Source organism: Bacteroides sp. ZJ-18 (genome assembly GCF_011038705.2).
Lineage (GTDB): Bacteria > Bacteroidota > Bacteroidia > Bacteroidales > Bacteroidaceae > Bacteroides > Bacteroides hominis.
Genome location: NZ_CP072198.1, coordinates 2,625,142 through 2,644,792, shown reverse-complemented (window position 1 = coordinate 2,644,792; position 19,651 = coordinate 2,625,142). Strand labels below are relative to the sequence as shown.

19 protein-coding genes and 3 pseudogenes are annotated in these 19,651 nt (G+C 44.8%); 15 read left to right on the top strand and 7 right to left on the bottom strand.

The window, feature by feature from the left end:
* Positions 1-57 precede the first annotated feature (57 nt).
* Positions 58-261 (bottom strand): annotated as a pseudogene (locus G7Y45_RS10520) (hypothetical protein); the annotation flags it as partial.
* Between the two features lie 285 nt (positions 262-546).
* Between G7Y45_RS10520 and G7Y45_RS10515 the strand changes: the two are divergent.
* The 14 genes from G7Y45_RS10515 to G7Y45_RS10455 all read left to right on the top strand — a co-directional run bounded on the left by G7Y45_RS10515 (position 547) and on the right by G7Y45_RS10455 (position 11,115).
* Complete coding sequence (locus G7Y45_RS10515) at positions 547-822, top strand: tetratricopeptide repeat protein (RefSeq protein ID WP_005776433.1); 276 nt, start codon at positions 547-549, stop codon at positions 820-822.
* A gap of 18 nt (positions 823-840) precedes the next feature.
* Positions 841-1,068 (top strand): ferredoxin family protein, encoded by a 228-nt coding sequence (locus tag G7Y45_RS10510; protein WP_165015373.1) that lies wholly within the window; start codon positions 841-843, stop codon positions 1,066-1,068.
* Positions 1,069-1,079: 11 nt separating this feature from the next.
* A complete protein-coding gene (locus G7Y45_RS10505; protein ID WP_005776431.1) occupies positions 1,080-2,162 on the top strand; it encodes a 3-methyl-2-oxobutanoate dehydrogenase subunit VorB in 1,083 nt (360 codons plus the stop codon).
* 52 nt (positions 2,163-2,214) lie between these two features.
* Entirely contained in the window at positions 2,215-2,346 is a 132-nt protein-coding gene (locus G7Y45_RS20050) for a hypothetical protein (protein ID WP_255632431.1), read from the top strand.
* A 93-nt stretch (positions 2,347-2,439) separates the two neighbouring features.
* Complete coding sequence (locus G7Y45_RS10500) at positions 2,440-3,201, top strand: thiamine pyrophosphate-dependent enzyme (RefSeq protein ID WP_005776427.1); 762 nt, start codon at positions 2,440-2,442, stop codon at positions 3,199-3,201.
* An 18-nt stretch (positions 3,202-3,219) separates the two neighbouring features.
* Positions 3,220-3,762 carry a 2-oxoacid:acceptor oxidoreductase family protein gene (locus G7Y45_RS10495; RefSeq protein ID WP_005776426.1) on the top strand — a complete coding sequence of 181 codons (543 nt, stop codon included), beginning with the start codon at positions 3,220-3,222 and terminating at the stop codon, positions 3,760-3,762.
* 122 nt (positions 3,763-3,884) lie between these two features.
* Positions 3,885-5,927, top strand: coding sequence for a putative porin (locus tag G7Y45_RS10490; protein WP_032531881.1), 2,043 nt, complete (start codon positions 3,885-3,887; stop codon positions 5,925-5,927).
* A gap of 8 nt (positions 5,928-5,935) precedes the next feature.
* The gene (locus tag G7Y45_RS10485; protein ID WP_005809076.1) at positions 5,936-6,760 is read left to right on the top strand and encodes a transporter substrate-binding domain-containing protein; all 825 of its coding nucleotides are present in this window, start codon (positions 5,936-5,938) and stop codon (positions 6,758-6,760) included.
* Positions 6,761-6,954: 194 nt separating this feature from the next.
* Positions 6,955-7,941, top strand: coding sequence for a Gfo/Idh/MocA family protein (locus tag G7Y45_RS10480; protein WP_032531880.1), 987 nt, complete (start codon positions 6,955-6,957; stop codon positions 7,939-7,941).
* Positions 7,942-8,153: 212 nt separating this feature from the next.
* Positions 8,154-8,675 (top strand): RNA polymerase sigma factor, encoded by a 522-nt coding sequence (locus tag G7Y45_RS10475; protein WP_032539793.1) that lies wholly within the window; start codon positions 8,154-8,156, stop codon positions 8,673-8,675.
* Positions 8,672-9,097, top strand: coding sequence for a hypothetical protein (locus G7Y45_RS10470; protein ID WP_032531879.1), 426 nt, complete (start codon positions 8,672-8,674; stop codon positions 9,095-9,097). Before G7Y45_RS10475 ends, G7Y45_RS10470 begins: the two co-directional genes overlap by 4 nt.
* Before the next feature lie 28 nt (positions 9,098-9,125).
* Positions 9,126-9,575 (top strand): DUF6108 family protein, encoded by a 450-nt coding sequence (locus G7Y45_RS10465; RefSeq protein WP_005809082.1) that lies wholly within the window; start codon positions 9,126-9,128, stop codon positions 9,573-9,575.
* 13 nt (positions 9,576-9,588) lie between these two features.
* The gene (locus tag G7Y45_RS10460) at positions 9,589-10,482 is read left to right on the top strand and encodes a hypothetical protein (RefSeq protein WP_032531878.1); all 894 of its coding nucleotides are present in this window, start codon (positions 9,589-9,591) and stop codon (positions 10,480-10,482) included.
* Positions 10,483-10,647: 165 nt separating this feature from the next.
* A complete protein-coding gene (locus G7Y45_RS10455; RefSeq protein WP_032531877.1) occupies positions 10,648-11,115 on the top strand; it encodes a nucleoside deaminase in 468 nt (155 codons plus the stop codon).
* Positions 11,116-11,203: 88 nt separating this feature from the next.
* Here G7Y45_RS10455 and G7Y45_RS10450 read toward each other — a convergent pair whose 3' ends face one another.
* A complete protein-coding gene (locus tag G7Y45_RS10450; protein WP_032531876.1) occupies positions 11,204-12,874 on the bottom strand; it encodes an OmpP1/FadL family transporter in 1,671 nt (556 codons plus the stop codon).
* Positions 12,875-12,908: 34 nt separating this feature from the next.
* Positions 12,909-14,252 (bottom strand): hypothetical protein, encoded by a 1,344-nt coding sequence (locus G7Y45_RS10445; RefSeq protein WP_005809090.1) that lies wholly within the window; start codon positions 14,250-14,252, stop codon positions 12,909-12,911.
* A 209-nt stretch (positions 14,253-14,461) separates the two neighbouring features.
* On the opposite strand from G7Y45_RS10445, the gene prmA reads away from it, so the two are divergent.
* Positions 14,462-15,304, top strand: a complete 843-nt coding sequence (prmA, locus tag G7Y45_RS10440; RefSeq protein WP_165015369.1) for a 50S ribosomal protein L11 methyltransferase — start codon at positions 14,462-14,464, stop codon at positions 15,302-15,304.
* A 168-nt stretch (positions 15,305-15,472) separates the two neighbouring features.
* Here prmA and G7Y45_RS10435 read toward each other — a convergent pair whose 3' ends face one another.
* The 4 genes and pseudogenes from G7Y45_RS10435 to G7Y45_RS20150 all read right to left on the bottom strand — a co-directional run.
* Positions 15,473-15,982 carry a flavodoxin gene (locus G7Y45_RS10435; protein WP_005776411.1) on the bottom strand — a complete coding sequence of 170 codons (510 nt, stop codon included), beginning with the start codon at positions 15,980-15,982 and terminating at the stop codon, positions 15,473-15,475.
* Between the two features lie 16 nt (positions 15,983-15,998).
* The gene (locus tag G7Y45_RS10430) at positions 15,999-18,035 is read right to left on the bottom strand and encodes a thiamine pyrophosphate-dependent enzyme (RefSeq protein WP_005819279.1); all 2,037 of its coding nucleotides are present in this window, start codon (positions 18,033-18,035) and stop codon (positions 15,999-16,001) included.
* A 32-nt stretch (positions 18,036-18,067) separates the two neighbouring features.
* Positions 18,068-19,060: pseudogene (locus G7Y45_RS10425) on the bottom strand (dihydrolipoamide acetyltransferase family protein); the annotation flags it as partial.
* 198 nt (positions 19,061-19,258) lie between these two features.
* Positions 19,259-19,405: pseudogene (locus G7Y45_RS20150) on the bottom strand (biotin/lipoyl-containing protein); the annotation flags it as partial.
* Positions 19,406-19,651 lie beyond the last annotated feature (246 nt).

Below are 19,651 nucleotides of genomic sequence, written 5' to 3'. Positions count from 1 at the left end.
GGTGGTGAGTTTCGACACACCCTCTTCTATTTACAGGCAATCCGGCATACTTCTCTATCAGTGCTTCTCCTTACGTTCAAACTCACCTTCTTCAGTATAGTATTTCCACGTACCTTTAGGTTGATTATTTGCATACTTCCCACGGAATTTCAGTTTACCATTTTCGTAATATTCACGGTAACGACCATGACGTTTTCCTTCTTTAATCTCCGCTTCGCTTTTCAAAGCACCTTCCGGATAAAACTCCCGTAATACATTTCCCGGAAGAAGAAGTTCATTGATTACCAAGTGATAAGAATACCTTAAATTAAGCACATTAAGATATAAAAAACATAATTCTTCAAAAGTCTGATATAATCAAAGAATTGTAAACAGTAGGAGCTACAAATACCTACAAACACATCAAAAGAGTATCAGATTGACAAAGAGGCATACTATACTCAGATCTCTATTTTTTTCGGTTTTCCTATTTTTCACAATAGAGATGAACAGGTTAAAAGATAAAAAGCTATCTTTGTGACTCAATAATCCGGAAAATCAAAAGATATGGATCAACTGAAAACCATCAAAGAGCTTATCAACCAAGGAGATATAGAAAAGGCGCTTCAGGCACTTGACGAATTTCTCCGGACTGAACCAGTCGGAAAAGATGAAGCTTACTATCTGATGGGAAATGCTTACCGCAAATTGGGAGACTGGCAAAAAGCTCTCAACAATTATCAATCCGCCATCGAACTCAATCCCGACAGCCCGGCTCTCCAGGCACGCAAGATGGTGATGGATATTTTAAATTTCTACAATAAAGATATGTATAATCAATAAACGTAATAAAGACAGATTATGGCAAAAATCAAAGGAGCAATCGTAGTCAACACGGAGCGTTGCAAGGGGTGCAACCTGTGTGTGGTAGCTTGTCCGCTCAACGTAATATCCCTCGCCAAAGAGGTGAATGTAAAAGGGTATAATTATGCCCAGCAGATTCTTGAAGATACCTGTAACGGATGCAGTTCATGCGCAACTGTATGCCCGGACGGATGTATCTCTGTTTATAAAGTTAAAGTAGAATAAAAGAAAAGAATATGGCAGAAGAAGTTGTATTAATGAAAGGAAACGAAGCCATCGCCCATGCGGCCATCCGCTGTGGTGCCGACGGATACTTCGGATATCCTATTACTCCGCAATCGGAGGTGTTGGAAACTCTTGCCGAACTGAGACCCTGGGAAACTACCGGTATGGTAGTTCTTCAGGCAGAAAGTGAAGTGGCAGCTATCAATATGGTTTATGGCGGTGCCGGCAGCGGCAAAATGGTGATGACTTCATCATCAAGCCCCGGTGTCAGCCTGAAACAGGAAGGCATCTCTTATCTGGCAGGTGCCGAACTTCCATGTTTGATCGTGAACGTGATGCGCGGTGGTCCCGGATTGGGTACCATCCAGCCCAGTCAGGCAGACTATTTCCAGACAGTGAAAGGAGGAGGGCATGGCGACTATAAACTTATCGCACTGGCTCCGGCATCTGTTCAGGAAATGGCAGATTTTGTCGGACTCGCTTTCGAGCTTGCGTTTAAATATCGCAATCCGGCAATCATCCTTGCAGATGGTGTCATCGGACAGATGATGGAAAAAGTCGTTCTTCCTCCCGCCAAAGCTCGTCGTACGGAAGCAGAAGTCATAGCACAATGTCCTTGGGCTTCTACCGGAAAGACGAAAGACCGCAAGCCCAACATCATTACTTCACTGGAGTTGCGTCCGGAAGAGATGGAAAAGAACAACCTGCGCTTCCAGGCGAAGTACAGAGTAATTGAAGAAAACGAAGTACGTTTCGAAGAAATAGACTGCGAAGATGCAGAATATCTGATCGTAGCTTTTGGCTCAATGGCACGTATCGGTCAGAAAGCCATGGAGCTGGCACGTGAAGAAGGCATTAAAGTCGGTATGCTTCGTCCCATCACTTTATGGCCGTTCCCGACAAAAGCAATTGCCGAGTATGCCAATAAGGTAAAAGGTATGCTGGTAACTGAGCTGAACGCCGGACAGATGGTAGAAGACGTCCGCTTAGCGGTAAACGGAAAAGTGAAAGTAGAACATTTCGGCCGCCTGGGAGGCATTGTTCCTGACCCGGACGAAATAGTAACTGCATTGAAAGAACAATTAATCAAATAACTACAGTACGATGAATCCCGATAAAATAAGAAACGTATTGAACATACTGTTTATGATATTGGCCCTAGCGGCTATTATCACCTACTTCGTAGCGAAGGATGACTTTAAGGTGTTTATCTACGTATGCGGCGCGGCAATCTTTGTCAAGCTGATGGAGTTTTTTATACGGTTCACCAACAGATAAGTTTCTGAGTTTTTGTGTTTTCAAATCCGTGAGACTTAAAACCTCCGAACTTAAAACCATAAGTTCAGTGACTTAAAGATAAAAAAAGAAGTTATGACGAAAGAAGAAATAATCAAGCCCGAGAATCTGGTTTATAAAAAACCGACTCTGATGAATGACAATGGCATGCACTATTGCCCGGGTTGCAGCCACGGCGTGGTACATAAACTGATTGCCGAAGTAATTGAGGAAATGGGATTGGAAGACAAAGCAGTCGGTATCTCACCTGTAGGTTGCGCTGTATTCATATATAATTACCTTGACATCGACTGGCAAGAGGCTGCCCATGGACGTGCACCCGCGCTTGCCACAGCCATCAAGCGCCTCTGGCCTGACCGCCTGGTATTTACTTACCAGGGAGACGGCGACCTTGCCTGCATCGGTACGGCAGAAACCATCCATGCACTGAATCGTGGTGAAAATATTACGATTGTCTTCATCAACAACGCCATCTACGGTATGACCGGAGGACAAATGGCTCCTACAACCCTGATGGGAATGAAGACGGCTACCTGCCCTTACGGACGTGATCCGGAACTCCACGGCTATCCGCTGAAGATTACTGAAATCGCTGCTCAACTGGAAGGTACAGCTTACGTAACCCGCCAATCGGTACAAACAGTTCCCGCCATCCGAAAAGCTAAAAAAGCGATTCGTAAAGCATTCGAGAACTCAATGAACGGAAAAGGTTCCAACTTGGTAGAAATCGTTTCAACCTGTAGTTCCGGATGGAAAATGACTCCGGAGAAAGCCAACAAATGGATGGAAGAACACATGTTCCCGTTCTATCCTTTGGGCGACCTGAAAGATAAATAATAATTTAATATTATTAAGATGAAAGAAGAAATAATTATAGCAGGATTCGGTGGACAGGGTGTACTGTCTATGGGAAAGATTTTAGCTTACTCCGGACTGATGGAAGGCAAAGAAGTGACCTGGATGCCGGCTTATGGTCCTGAACAACGTGGCGGTACAGCCAACGTTACAGTCATTGTAAGCGACGACAAAATATCCTCACCGATTTTGAGTAAATATGACACAGCCATCATTCTGAATCAGCCGTCACTTGAAAAGTTCGAAAGCCGTGTGAAACCGGGAGGTATCCTGATTTATGACGGATACGGAATCATTAACCCTCCTACCCGCAAAGATATCAAAGTATACCGCATCGACGCAATGGACGCGGCCAACGAGATGAACAATGCCAAGGCATTCAACATGATTGTACTGGGAGGATTACTGAAGCTTCGCCCCATCGTTACATTAGAGAATGTAGTGAAAGGCCTGAAGAAAACATTACCCGAACGTCACCATCACTTGATTCCGATGAATGAAGAAGCCATCAAAAAAGGTATGGAACTGATCAGAGAGGTTTAAGCCGACCGAGAATTGAGAATCGAAATTTAAAAATTATTAGCTATGCCACAGCCCGGGAAACCGGATAATTTTTAAAATTCAATTCTCAATTCTCATTTTAATAAGTATCTTTGCGGCTAATTATGAGACGAATCCTACTTACATATATACTCCTTGTCGTAGGTTTACTGACCGCACAGGCACAGTTCAATCCTACACAACAAGTCGATCCCCGTACCGGTAGAGATGCCAACGGTAACCAGATAGACCCGGCCATGCGGGTGCATGAGGACAGTACAGACGTTGAAATACAAGGACTTCCCCCAAAACTCTATATGTGGCATGTCAGCGAAAACCTGGGAACAATCCAGAAAATACCCGCTGATACGGCAACCCACATGTTTCAAAACACCAATTTAGTGGAAGGCCTGAGAGGGCATTATAATTATCTGGGTAACTTAGGTTCTCCCCGCCTGTCACGTCTCTTTTTCGAACGCCGTGACGCAGAACCGACCATTTTTATGGAGCCATTCTCCAGTTTTTTTGTCCGTCCTGACGAATTCAACTTTACCAACAGTAACGTACCTTTCACCAATCTTACCTACTATAAAGCCGGCAATAAGGTGAACGGAGAGGAGCGATTTAAGTCCTATTTCTCAGTAAATGTAAACAAACAACTGGCATTTGGTTTCAATTTCGATTATCTGTACGGACGGGGATATTACAACAATCAAAACACTTCTTTCTTTAATGCCGCACTCTTCGGAAGTTATATAGGCGACCGCTACGAAGCGACATTGCTTTATAGCAACAACTATCTAAAGATGAATGAAAACGGCGGTATCACCGATGACCGTTATATCACCCGCCCGGAAGAAATGGCAGAGGGAAAAAAGGAATATGAATCACAGAACATTCCCACCCTGTTAAGCAAAAGTGCCAATCGTAACAAGGACTTTTACATATTCCTCACCCAACGTTACAAACTGGGATTCACTCGTGAAGTGGCCAAAGCCAAAGACGATACCACCAGTACGGAAAAGACGGAATTTGTTCCGGTTACCAGCTTCATCCATACAATGAAAGTGGAACGTGCCCGCCACCAGTTCACTTCGGAGGACGAATTGTACAAAATCTACCCGGAAGCGTATATCCAGCCGGGCAATAAGCTGGTGAATGACTCTACCAGCTATATCGGAGTAAAAAATACATTGGGAATCGCTTTGCTTGAAGGTTTTAATAAATATGCCAAAGCCGGATTGACTGCCTTTATCTCACATAAGCTAAGCAATTACCGGCTAATGGACAGAGACTCCGTGAGTGTAGATAAATACAGTGAACACGAAGTTTTTGTCGGGGGTGAATTGGCCAAACGTCAGGGAAAAACGCTCCATTACCGTGCCATGGGCGAAGTAGGTATTCTGGATAAAGCGATTGGGCAGTTCCGTGTCAATGCCGATCTCGACCTGAACTTCCGCTTATGGAAAGATACGGTCAGCTTTATTGCCCGTGGATCAATCAGTAATACCCTTCCGGCATTTTATATGCGTCATTATCATTCTAAATACTTCTACTGGGATAATGACAATATGGACAAAGAGTTCCGCACACGCCTGGAAGGCGAGCTGAACATCGAGCATTGGCAGACCCACCTGAAAGCCGGAGTAGAAAATATTAAAAACTATACGTACTTCAATCAAAAGGCACTCCCTCAGCAGAATGACGGTAATATTCAGGTGCTTTCCGCCACTCTGTCGCAGAATTTCCGATTGGGTATTTTCCATCTGGACAATGAAGTGACCTGGCAAAAGTCGAGCAACACTACCGTATTGCCCTTACCGGAGCTTTCACTTTACCATAATTTCTACATCCAGACAACCTTGGCGAAAAAAGTGCTTCATGTGCAGTTGGGAGCCGATGTACGCTATTTTACCAAGTATTATGCCCCGGCATATACCCCGGCCATCCAGCAGTTTCATCTGCAACCGGAAGACGATCAGGTAAAGATTGGCGGTTACCCCATCATCAATGTATATGCCAACCTGCAACTGAAACGCACGCGTCTTTTCGCAATGATGTATCACGTCAATCAGGGAATGGGTAACTCGAATTACTTCCTGTCGCCCCACTATCCCATCAATCCGCGCCTGTTTAAGATCGGTGTTTCCTGGAACTTCTACGATTAATCGCTACCATGAATCTATTGAAGCCTAAATATCTGAGATATGTAGTATTAGGACTGATATCAGCCCTCGTTGTCACATTCTGGCCTCGTAAAGAGAAGCCGCAAGGACATCCGCGCGACTACGCAGAGATCGAAGAAAGCGGCATCCTCCATGCCGCCACGGAATATAACTCCATCAGTTTTTATGTGGATGGAGATACCGTTTCGGGATTTCATTATGAACTGATAGAGGCATTTGCCCGTGACAAGGGCTTGCAAGTACAGGTCTCCCCGGTGATGAGTTTCAACCAACGGCTGGAAGGATTGGCCAATGGCACCTATGACGTAGTAGCTTATGGTATACCGACAACAAGTGAACTGAAAGACTCCCTGCTCCTCACCTCACCCATTATCTTGAGCAAACAAGTCCTGGTGCAACGCAAAGCCGAAGAAAACGACTCGCTTGCCATCAGAAGCCAACTCGACCTGGCCGGCAAAACACTGAACGTCGTAAAAGGTTCTCCATCCATTCTTCGGATACACAACCTCAGCAATGAAATAGGTGATACAATCTACGTAAACGAAGTAGCAAAATATGGTTCCGAACAACTGATCGCAATGGTTGCGCATGGAGATATCGATTTTGCCGTATGCGACGAGAGTATAGCCCGGATGGCCGCAGATTCATTGCCTCAACTCGATATTAATACCGCCATCAGTTTCACCCAATTTTACTCGTGGGGAGTCAGCAAGCAGTCCCCTGCTCTGCTCGACAGCCTGAATACATGGCTGTCCGGCTTCCGAAAGAAAGGTGAATATCAGGCCATCTATCGTAAATACTACGGAAAGCAGTAACAACTCCCTCCCCTTCTTTCCAATTCATTTAAAGACTACGATTACCAGTTGCGCAACTGGTAGCATACGGAGTTGTGCAACCGGAGAATGTAAACTAAGAAACGGGCACAGAGAGTCTCTATTATGATAACTGTAAATCATTCGTCGCTTTCAGCAGAATTGAGTATATTTGCGGATGGATAAATAAAAAAGATATGAGCGATAAGATTATAAAATGGGGATTCATTGGTTGCGGAGAAGTAACCAAATACAAAAGCGGACCTGCCTTTCAGAAAGTAGAAGGTTCCAAAGTCATAGCAGTCATGAGTCGTGACGGCAATAAGGCCAAAGCTTATGCCAAAGAACGGAACATTCCGAAGTGGTATGACGATGCACAGGAGCTGATTGACGACCCGGATGTAAATGCCGTATACATAGCCACTCCTCCCTCTTCACACGCCACTTATGCCATCATGTCCATGAAAGCCGGAAAACCGGTATATATCGAAAAGCCAATGGCACAAACTTACGAAGAATGCGCCCGTATCAACCGTATTTCTCAAGAGACAGGAGTGCCTTGCTTTGTAGCTTACTACCGACGTTATCTGCCTTACTTTATGAAAGTCAAGGAACTGGTAGACAAAGGAATTATCGGAAATGTGATTAACGTACAGATCCGTTTCGCTCAACCCCCACGCGACCTGGATTACAACAGAGAGAACCTGCCTTGGCGTGTACAGGCAGACATTGCCGGAGGAGGATATTTTTATGACCTTGCCCCCCACCAGATCGATCTTCTACAGGAAATGTTCGGTTGTATTCTTGAAGCCAGCGGATATAAGAGTAACCGTGGGGGACTTTATCCAGCAGAAGATACATTGAGTGCTTGTTTCCAGTTCGACAACGGTCTGGTAGGAAGCGGTTCATGGTGCTTCGTTGCCCATGATTCGGCTCGCGAAGACCGCATTGAGATTATCGGTGATAATGGCATGATCTGTTTCTCCGTATTCACCTATGACCCGATTGCCCTTCACACCGAAAGAGGACGTGAAGAAATAGTTGTAGAAAACCCCGAACACGTGCAGCAGCCTTTGATTCAAGCCGTGGTAGACCATCTTCTTGGAAAATCGACTTGTTCCTGTGACGGCGAAAGTGCCACAACTACCAATTGGGTCATGGATAAAATACTTGGAAAGATCTAAACGATAAACGTTTTGAACGATGAATGAATCATCCACGCTGAACGATCAACGGTGAACAATGACTGATGAACAATAGAGATTGTTTTTTCCTTATGCTTTCGGCCTATTAAAGCACCATTCATCATTGATCGTTCAGCGCTGATAATTAGTTCATCGTTTTTTTTATCTTTTCCATGTCACGTTTTCCTTCCTCTTCCGTCTTGCTTATGTAAATGGAACTAAAACAATTCAAAATAGCCGTTCTTCCACTCCGCAACAAATTACTTAATTATGCGCGGAAGTTGACCGATGACCATTCGGATGCTGAAGATGCCGTGCAAGAAGTAATGCTGAAACTATGGAACCTCCGCCTGAAACTGGACGAGTACCACAGCATTGAAGCACTTGCCATGACAATGACGCACCATACCTGTATGGACATCTGGCGGGGAAAACATATGGACAACCTATCGCTCGACAGCGTACAAGCTGCCAGTCCGTCTGCCACCCCCGAACGCTTACTGGAAGAGAAAGACGAATTCCGCCTGATGCGCGAAATAATCGGCACGCTACCACCTCTGCAACAAACCATCCTGAGGATGAAAGATGTTGAAGAGTATGAAAACGAGGAAATCGCCGAGATAACAGGATGCGGTGCCGAAGCCATCCGCAGCAACCTAAGCAGGGCACGGAAAAAAGTGAGAGACATTTACCAACAAACCATACAACAAAGAAAAAGGAGAAACGAAGCATGAATATAGAAGAATTATTGAACAAGTATTTTGAAGGGGAAACCAACTGTGAGGAAGAACGTGAGCTCCGCCGTTTTTTCACTCAGGGCATCGTACCGGAACATCTGCAGATGTATGGCCCGATGTTTGCTTTCTTCAGCGAAGAGAACCGGCAAAGCAAGATTGCCGGCTCCGGAGTTCCGAAAACTTCCGTTCCTCTGCGCCGCCGTCTGCTATACATATTCAGCGGAATAGCTGCCGGAATGTTGATTGTGCTGGGTATCGCCGGCCTCAACCAACATTTCAGCACCTCTACCGGAAATTATGTAATCATCGACGGAAAATGCTATACCGACACCCGACTGGTGCGCGAACAGGCCATGGTAGCATTCCGTGATGTCAGTATCAGCGAAGAGGAAGTGTTTGCCACGCTATTCTCCGAATAAAAAAAGAAAACAATAAAAGAAACGATGTATGAATAAAGTCATTCGCACCACATGGATTGTCCTGCTGCTCACCGTTGCCTCGGGCATGGTAAGAGCACAACAGGGACTGCAAATAGCTTCCGTATTCCAGAAATACGGCAAACAGAAAGGAGTGACTATGGTAGAGTTATCCAATGAGATGCTGGAAACCTATCAGATGACTCTCTATAAAAGCCTTGTTTTTAAAGACGTCGAAGAAGCTTTGCCCGATATTCTCAACTGCCTGGAAGCCGACAAGAGAAAGGCCAGGAAAGTAAAGGAAGTAGTAGCAGGCGGACAAATACAGTCCGGCTATTATCAGTTACCCCAACTAAAAGAAGATGTCAACCGGTTCATCCTCTTCAAAACCGGCAAAAAAGGCTCGGCTACCTTGATTTACATCGAAGGCGAGTTGGATGCAGATGATTTGGTAACCATGTTATTTATGAAGAAAAACTAAACATTATAAGAGTATGAAACACATTTATTTATTACTGTTTATGCTGATCCCGATGGCGGGAATGGCTCAAGAAAGCGTTTCGCAAGACACGACTCTTTACGTAAACGGACGCAAAATCCTGATTAAAGAAAAAGAGGGGAAAATAAAGGTAAAACTTTACGAACAGTCTTCGCGCGGTGATACGATAGAGAACGATCAGATATTCGAAGGAATCTATACGGACGGACAAACAACCGAACGCCGCACAGCATTCACCATGCCTTTTGTTAAGAGAAAGAACTATTATCGGTTTGAACCGCATATTGCCGGGATCTATATGGGATACACACGGCTCTCCGACGGTATCAATTTCAACACTCCGAACGGATTGGACGTCAATGCAAATAAGTCTTGGGAAATTGGTTTTAACCTGTTTCAAGGTTCCCTGACGCTCTCACGTGATCGCCAATGGGGCATAACGACAGGCTTAGGCTGGGGATATCGCTCCTTCCGTCTGGGTGGCAACTACGCTTTCAGACAAACCGATGGAATCACAAACATTGTTCCGGGGATTCCAGATGAAGAAGTTTACAGCAAAAGCCGGTTACGCTATTTCTATTTCCGCATTCCGGTAACATTGGAATGGCAAAAAAGATTTAGCCACAGTAACGGACACGGTCCTCTATTCTTCTCAGCCGGACTTGAGGCAGAAATCCGCCACGGGGTTAAGTCAAAGGCGAAAGTAAACGGGCATAAAGAAAATTTAAGCAATAACCTGAATGTTCATCCGATAGGTATCAACCTTTTGGCACAGGCAGGTTATGGCGATATCGGAGTTTATTTGCGCTATTCTACCTACAGCCTCTTCGAACACAAGAAAGGACCCGAACTTTATCCTTATTCTTTCGGCCTCTGCTGGTATTGGTAACAATAGCCCCCAGCGGTCAGCCGCCGCATCCCGGCAGATGAAAGTAACCTGTCAATCCGTAAAGAATAGGCCGATTTCTTAACTTGAAGGAACAATCTATCGTTCTTATTGTTTATATTTGCAAAAAACAGATAACAATATCAACGATAGATTTTTTTATATCACATGACCAAAGAAGAACTAATGCGGAAAGCGATTGAGCTTTCCAAAGAAAATGTAGCAAACGGAGGAGGCCCTTTCGGAGCCGTTATCGCAAAAGATGGAGAAATAGTAGCCACAGGTGTTAACCGCGTAACAGCTTCGTGCGATCCCACCGCTCACGCAGAAGTAAGCGCTATCCGTGCTGCCGCCTCAAAACTGGGAACTTTTAACCTGAGCGGTTACGAGATTTACACCTCTTGCGAACCATGTCCCATGTGCCTGGGTGCTATCTATTGGGCACGATTAGACAAGATGTATTATGGCAATAACAAGACAGATGCCAAAAACATCGGGTTCGACGACTCGTTTATCTACGATGAATTGGAACTGAAACCTGAGGACAGGAAGTTGCCATCCGAGATATTACTTCACGACGAAGCAATCAAAGCTTTTGAGGAGTGGATGAAGAAAGAAGATAAGATAGAGTACTGATAAAACAAGAATCCCCGAAGAACACTGCATCGTCCTTCGGGGATTTCTATACACACAAAAGTTATAATTTAATTGCTTGGGAATCTGTTTAGAAACGCAGACCTAAAGTAAACAATACCTGGCTACGGGTATTTGTTACCTTGGTTGTTTCCGGTGTCAGCACCGTAGTTGCGTTGTTCTCCTCATACTTATTTACGAACGGATAGAAATCTTCTTTATATGCAGAGAATTTATAAGCCAAATCTGCATAGAACATAGATCCACGATATCCAATACCCAAAGTATAATTGCTCAAAGCTTTCGTATTTGCCCAATCAGTATCTGTCTGGATAGAATAAAAAGGCATATCTTTGAAAGCATCTCCATGGAAAATTGCCGAAGAGTAATTATAACCGGCACGCAAAGCAAACTGGGGAATCACTTTATATTCAAGGCCAAGACGGAGGGTATTTACACCTTTCATCATAGGTCTCGTGCTATTTTCAAACGTAAACTCTGAACTTGAACCGGTCGGTCCTCGGAACTTCATCGTTGAATAATCCTGATATTCATATTCAGCACCTAATGCCAGACTGGTACCCACGGTGTATCCTAAACTTACATTGTAAGTCCACGGAGTCTGAAGCCGGAATTCACGTACCATATCTCCATTTCCGGGTAACTTGTCCCTCGTATCTATAGACCACTGATCTATCTTCCCTGTCTCAACATTCAGCACATCCGATTCCAAATAAGCACTGGTCTTATAATCCAGATTATAGAATGTAGGAGTATGGATAGCAAGACCGATACGGAACGGAGAATCTTCGAACGGACGAAGAATCGTACCTAATTTTACATCAAAGCCCGAACCTCTTACTTTATTCCAACTTCTTAAGTTGTAATTCTGTGGTGCATGTGCTCCTGTATATGCTTCGGAATAATAAGTGTACTTACTATAATCAACAGCATATGCTCCAATAGTCAATCCCAGATAAAACCGATCATTAAAATTGAAAGCAATATTAAAATCATACTGATCGATTCCTCCACGTTCCTGTGAGCTAAAGTTGGCAACACCATCATCATACATACCATAATAATTGCCCGGTGTTGTATACAGTGGTTTACCATTGACGTCATATCTTTGATTCCCATCTTTATCCACATACGGAGGATTAGGCTTGCCGGCTGCATTCATTTTATCAGTTGTAATATCACTAATCAACCAACCGTCATATCCCAATATGGAAAGCCATCCTATCTCCGGATCATCGTAAGGATGATCTCCCCATTTTGATATACCGCTTGCCTGTTCGGCCATCTGATAGGTCTGCGAACTGTTACCAAGTCCTCCTGTCATCTTCATATTCTTATAAAAAGACTTAGCCTTGTGATAGTTAAATCCAAAATTCACATAACGCAATGAAGTTGCATTACCTATTTTTGTAGCAAACACAAAACCCAGGTTATCAAAAGAGCCTTGGATTTTATCCGAGCTTAATTTATTCCCCAAATACTTACTTTCGGTCCCATACGAAGAAAAGCCAAAAGAAGTCATAAAATCATTGCTACGATAAATACCGATACCCGCAGGGTTAGTTCCAATTGTAGAGATATCACCTCCCAAAGCCCCCATAGCACCGCCCATTCCTACAAAACGGGCTGTTCCATTCAGATCTTTTCCTGTTATCTTGGCAGCATCGTACACAGTTTGTGCACCTATTGGGGCTGCTGCTACCAGCAGCCCTAAAGTTGCTAAAGTTATTATTTTTTTCATCGTCAAATGCCTTTTAAAGTTAATATCTCCATTATTATCTTCTACCTCTTGAAGAGCCGCCACCTCCACCGGAAGAACGGGAAGAACCACCGCCGCCACCAGTAGAATAACTACGTGAACTGCTACCGGATGGTGAAGAATAACTGCGCGTAGACGAGCTACTGCGAGAAGGAGTACTGTTGTACGAACGACGAGTGGTACCTTCATTAGAATAACTGCGTGAAGGAGTTGCCGAACTGCCACGGGTATAAGTAGAACTACTTCTAGTACTTGCCCTTCTGCCTCCCTCAGAGTAAGAAGGAGAACCGGTAGTAGCACCACCGCGAGTACCCTCGTAAGAAGAACTACTGCGTGTACTACTTGGACGCGTATAAGTGCTTCGGCGTGAAGAAGAAGCATCTGTACGGGTAGTAGATCCCGGACGTTCTCCCACTACACGTGTACCAATCACACGTCTGGCAGAATTTTGTCCTCTGCTATAAGAGGAGGTTCCGGACGAACGAACAGCAGAACCACTATTGGAACGAACCGCACCTGAACCATACCGACGAACAGTTGAAGGACTTCCATAGCTACTTCTTACAGCAGACGAACCACGGCGGGTATAAGTATCGTATCTTCCTGCCCAACTGCCTCCACCACCCCATCCGGGATGATAATGATGGTGATGTCCCCAGTAGCCGCCGCCATACCAGCCGCCCCAGTAACCACCCCAGTAACCACCCCAGTAGCCACCCCAATAACCGGGATAATAGCCTCCCCAGGCGTAATAAGGTGAAGACCAGCCCCATCCCCAGCCCCATCCGGGACCATAAGAATTATAACGCCAATCCCACCACAAGCGGTTGGTAAACGTTGGGAACGCATAAGCATAGAAGCCATCTGTATAAACATTCCAATCCCAAGAATTAGCTCCATAAACAATGTCCCAGTAAAGCGGACTGCTGATGCTCACCGCAAAACGAGGATTACGGAAACGAATGATGCGTTCAGCGTACTCGTAGTCATCCTGTGAGCCATTGAACCCGTTCACCCATTCACCATCCGGATCGGAGACAGCTTTTTCTTTTACATATAATGTATCGTCCTCCATTGCGAACTCATTATCTTTAGCATCGTAACGGCGGTTATACTCATCCACATCACGCATATCGCGTTTGTTTCCTTTACGGTCCTGAACCACTACCGTAGTACCCGGAGCCGTATAAATATTCGTGGTGACTGTCCTTTTTTCCGGTACCTTCTTTACAGGAGTCTTTTCTGCTTCCTGCTTTTTCTCCTTAGAAGGCACGAAATAAAGGTCGTCATTATTGCTTTGTGCCATCACAGCCAGTGGAAGGCACAGGGCAAACAGCGATAATAAAACAATCTTTTTCATATTTCCGTGGTTTATTGGTTACTTTATCTTTTTATTCACGTTACAAAGATAAGCAAGGTATTCACGCTACCGGATAGATTTTCCCCAAACAATAATAGGGATTTCCCTATTTTGCCGTTCTTTAACTTAACAAATCTCAACCCGATAAAAACAATGTTTACTTTGTTTCTATCTCTTTAAATCGTACTTTTGCAAATAAAAAAACACTTATGAAGTACTTTGAGTTCACTTTTGATACCCATCCTTGCACCGAAACGGTGAATGATGTACTGGCTGCCGTGTTGGGTGAGGCCGGATTTGAAAGTTTTGTCGAACGGGAAGGCGGACTGACTGCTTATATTCAACAATCACTCTACAATGAAGAGATGCTGAAAACTGAACTGGCAAACTTCCCGATACCGGATACGGAAATTACTTATGTATTTACCGAAGCTGAAGATAAAAACTGGAACGAAGAGTGGGAAAAGAATTTCTTTCAGCCCATTGTGATCGGAAACCGTTGTGTGATTCATAGTACATTCCATCAGGACGTGCCCAAAGCGGAATATGACATCGTGATCAATCCGCAGATGGCTTTCGGGACGGGTCACCATGAAACAACCAGCCTGATTATCGGTGAGCTGTTAGATAGTGAGCTAACCGGTAAGTCCTTGCTGGATATGGGATGCGGAACTTCAATCCTGGCCATCCTTGCACGGATGCGGGGAGCTCAACCTTGTACAGCCATCGATATTGACGAATGGTGTGTACGTAATTCGATAGAGAACATCGAACTGAACGGAGTGACAGATATTGCCGTTTCTCAGGGAGATGCTTCGGCTTTGGCAGGAAAAGGACCATTTGATGTAGTAATAGCCAATATCAACCGGAATATCTTACTGAATGACATGAAACAGTATGCAGCATGCATGCACCCGGGATCGGAGCTATATATGAGCGGATTTTATGTAGATGATATTCCGGTCATCCGACAGGAAGCGGAAAAGAACGGATTTACATTTGTACACCATCAGGAAAAGAATCGGTGGGCAGCAGTAAAATTTGTACTCTAATTAAAGTTCCTTTGAACATTCATCCTGTGCTCAATCATCTAAAAGAGCAGGAAACATAGCAATAAACGCAAATCCCACAAATATTCTGATTTTGTATCCATCAAAGAAATTAGTGGGATTTGCGTAGCTTACCTCTGAATAAAGTTCTTTGTTACTCTTGAAAGGTCCTTATTGGCTCTCAAACTCTTTTTTTACCTGTTTGCACCAGTCTTTTATTCGTTTATCAGTCATTTCCGACTGATTTTCAATATCAATAACCAGTCCACACCACTTTTCATCCCGCAAAGACCGTGAGCGTTCGAAACTATATCCGTCAATAGAGGTGAAACCAACAAGTGTGGCTCCGTCATTCTCAAATACTTCGGCAAGAATACCAATACCATCGGCAAAGTTTTCAGGATATTTCACTTGGTCGCCAAGTCCGAAGATGGCAACTTTCTTCCCTTTCAACTGAAGAGTACGGAGTTCGGGAAGTAGTTCGTCCCAATAAGTGGGCAACTCACCATCGAACCACGTGGAAGCTCCGACAATAAAGTTGTCATAAGCCTCAAAATCGTTTTGCCAGGCATTTTCGATAGCCACAGACTCGGCGGAAGCACCGAATTCCTTTTGTATCTTTTCAGCTACCCAAGAGGTTTTATCAGCTTTGGCAGCATAAAATATTCCTATCTTTTTCATGATTGCTTGCTTTTAATTAAAATTCCAGCAACTCTTTGGCTGCTTTATATATCTTTTCATCATTCGGCAGGATGGCACGCTCCAATATCGGATTGAAACCTACCGGAGTAAAGGTGGAGCCAATACGCTGTACCGGAGCATCCAGATAACGGAACATCTCTTCGGCAATCTGCGCGGCAATCTCAGCACCGAAACCGGAGAAGACTTTATCTTCATGTACAACCAATACTTTACCGGTTTTCTGCACAGAGGCAAAAATAGCCTCTTTATCCAATGGGATCAACGAACGGAGATCGATGACTTCGACACTGCCCAACCCCTCCTGAGCAAGACGTTCGGCTACGTTCAGGCAGAAATGAGTCGTATTCCCATAAGTAACTACAGTCAGGTCGGTCCCTTCACGACGGATACGGGCTTTACCAAAAGGGACCTCAAACTCTTCGGGCACAACAGCAGCAGCCTCTACTGAGTTGTAAAGTGCTTTCGGCTCCAGATAAAGAGTGAAACCTTTGGAACGCATACTGGTACGGAGTAATCCGGCAGCATCGTCGGCAAACGACGGACAAACGATGCGGGCACCGGGTAAAGTCGTAAGAGCCCCTTCGAGATTCTGCGAATGATACAATCCACCGCCAATGTAACCACCGGAAGCCAGACGAAGTGTTATATTAGGAGTAAACTTACCGTTACTACGCCAATACTCGTGCGTACACTCCACATACTGTTCTACGGCTGGCCAAAAATAGTCGGCAAACTCAGCTCCTTCGATAACAACATGTATTTTAGGGTCGAAGCGACACATACCGTTAGCGGTTCCCACAATATAGTCTTCAGCAATCGGGGCACTGAATACACGTGCATCACCAAACTCTTGCTGCATACCTTTGGTTACATTGAATACACCTCCTTTATCCTTATTGGCTACGTCCTGTCCCCAGATAAATGTATCGGGGTTACGACGGAACTCTTCTTTGAGAGTTTCGTTGATGGCATTCACCATAAAACTCTTCTCTCCTTCAACAGGTCCCGGAAGCCCGTCTTTATACTTTTGAGGGATATAAGGTTCGGGAAGTACAAAATCATAAATACTTTCCGGTTTCGGATCGGGAGCAGCCAAGGCCTTACGATTGGCTGCGGCAAGTTCCTTTTTAGCGGCAGCCTCTATTTGCTGGAGATCTTCCTCTGTCAGGCGTTTATAGCGCAATAGCATGCGGCGGAATTTCATCAACGGATCGGCCTCTTTCACATAAGCCAACTCGTTTTCGTCACGATAAAGCGTATGCTTATCCGAATTGGAGTGCGAACCGATACGGACACAATTAGCATGGACAATGACCGGAGTACGATTGGCAATAGCAAACTCACGAGCTTCGGTCATGGCATTCATCGAGTCGAACACATCTTTCCCATTGCAATGGATGATACGGAGATTCTTAAAACCGGAGAAATTATCGGCCACTTTACGGTTGGCTGTCTGATCCTTTTTGGGAACAGAAATGCCGTAACCGTTGTCCTGAAACACAAAGATCACCGGAAGACGTTCGTTACTGGCACCGTTGATGGCTTCATAGACAAAGCCTTCGGAAGTGGCGGACTCTCCGTGTGAAGTGATCGCAACACCTTTATGTCCATAATATACCATGGCGCGTCCCACGCCTGCCGCATGAAGATCATGTGTGCCGGTAGCAGAAGAGATATTCTCGATGTGCCATTCCGGTTTAGCAAAGTGATTGGACATATGACGTCCGGCACTGCCCGGATCGGTAGCTTTCGAAATTCCGTTCAAAATCAGCTCCTCCGGTGTCATTCCGGCAGAAAGAACCGTAAGCATATCCCGGTAGTAAGGGAAAAGATAGTCTTCACCAAGGGTAAAGACCTGCCCTATAGCGAGCTGGATACCGTCATGTCCGGCATAAGGAGCATGATAAGACCAGCCAAGGGATTGCAGCAGATAGGCGGGTGCTTTCTCATCGAGAGCGCGACCCAGGGTCATCAAATGATACCACTTGCGGAGGGTCTGTTCGTCAGTGGTTTTTATATCATATTTCTTCATTTTCAATCTTTTTAGTTAGTTTCACACAGCAGTCACTCTTTCCAGTTCTCCAGATAATCGGCAATGAAATGCAGGAAGTTACCTCCCAACGAACCATCCACCACCCGATGATCGTAAGAGAGCGACAAGTACATCTTATGACGAATGGCAATCACATCGCCTTCGGGAGTCTCCACTACGGCCGGCTTTTTTTCGATAACTCCCACGCCAAGTATTGCTACCTGCGGCTGGTTAATGATCGGCGTACCGAACAACATCTTAAAAGTGCCGAAATTGGTAATTGTAAACGTACCTCCGTCAATATCATCGGGCATCAGCTTATTCACCCGGGCCTTTTTCGCCAACGAATCGATAGCTACGGCAAGTCCGTTAAGATTCAGGCGATCAGCGTCGTGAATCACAGGGACAATCAGGTTTCCGTCATCCTGAGAAACCGCAATGCCGACATTAATATGTTTCTTATACAGAATGTTATATCCATCCACAGACACATTCACTTGCGGATAGGCAGCCAATGCCTGTGCCGTAGCCTCAGCAATAGCAGGCATATAAGTCAGTTTCACCCCTTCACGACGGAAGAAGACATCCTTATTCTTTTCACGCCAGCGAACCAACCGGGTGACATCGACTTCAACTACGTTGGTCACATGCGGAGAAACTTTCTTCGACATCACCATATGGTCGGCGATAATGCGACGAACACGATCCATCTCTTTCACCTCTACCGATGCGTCCGAAACAGAGGGGCTGAGGGACTGGGAAGCCACAGCTACAGGTTTCTTTGGCATTTCAGCAGCAACCGGAGTCGCAGGTGAAGAAGCAGGAGTGTTTACCTTAACCGCTGAAGACACCGCAACAAGGGCATCGGCAACCGGAGCACCTTTTTTCATTTCAATATAATGACGGATATCTTTTTTACTTAACCGTCCTTCATAACCTGTCCCGGGGATCGCATCCAGTTCTTCCTGGGGAATCTTTGCCTCCCGTGCCAGTTGGAGCACTGCCGGTGAGTACCAACGTTCTACTTTCGAGACAGTAGTTTCCGCTTTCACATTCGGAGCAGACGCGGCACTTGAAGCTTCCGCCGCTTCGGAAACAGATGTACCTTCTGCGGAACCTTCAGTTTCCGATGTTTCTACGGAGTCTTCTCCATCCATATCTACAATAGCAACTACAGTGCCCACGGGCACAGTATCACCTTCTTTAAACAATATCTCCACCACCTTTCCGGAAACGGGAGAAGGGATCTCCGCACTCACCTTAGCGGTGTTTACTTCAAAAAGCACATCATCTTCATTGATCCTGTCACCCACTTGTACCGACCATGACAGAATGGTTCCTTCGGTAATACTTTCGCCCAGTTTGGGCATTTTTATTTCGAATCTTGCCATACATACAATTATTTATTCTTTCACTTGTTTAAGTAGAACAAGATTTTGAAAAAGAATGTTTTAAGTTAGTGTTTTTTTTAAGTAATAGCTTGAAAAAAGAAGATTGCCAAGTAACTGATAAAGCCCCCATCACTCCCCCTGAAATTCACCGGGCGATTATACAAAAATGTTCTTAGCGAACATTTTGGAATATTTTAAAGTGAAATTCAAAAATAATAGGTTGTA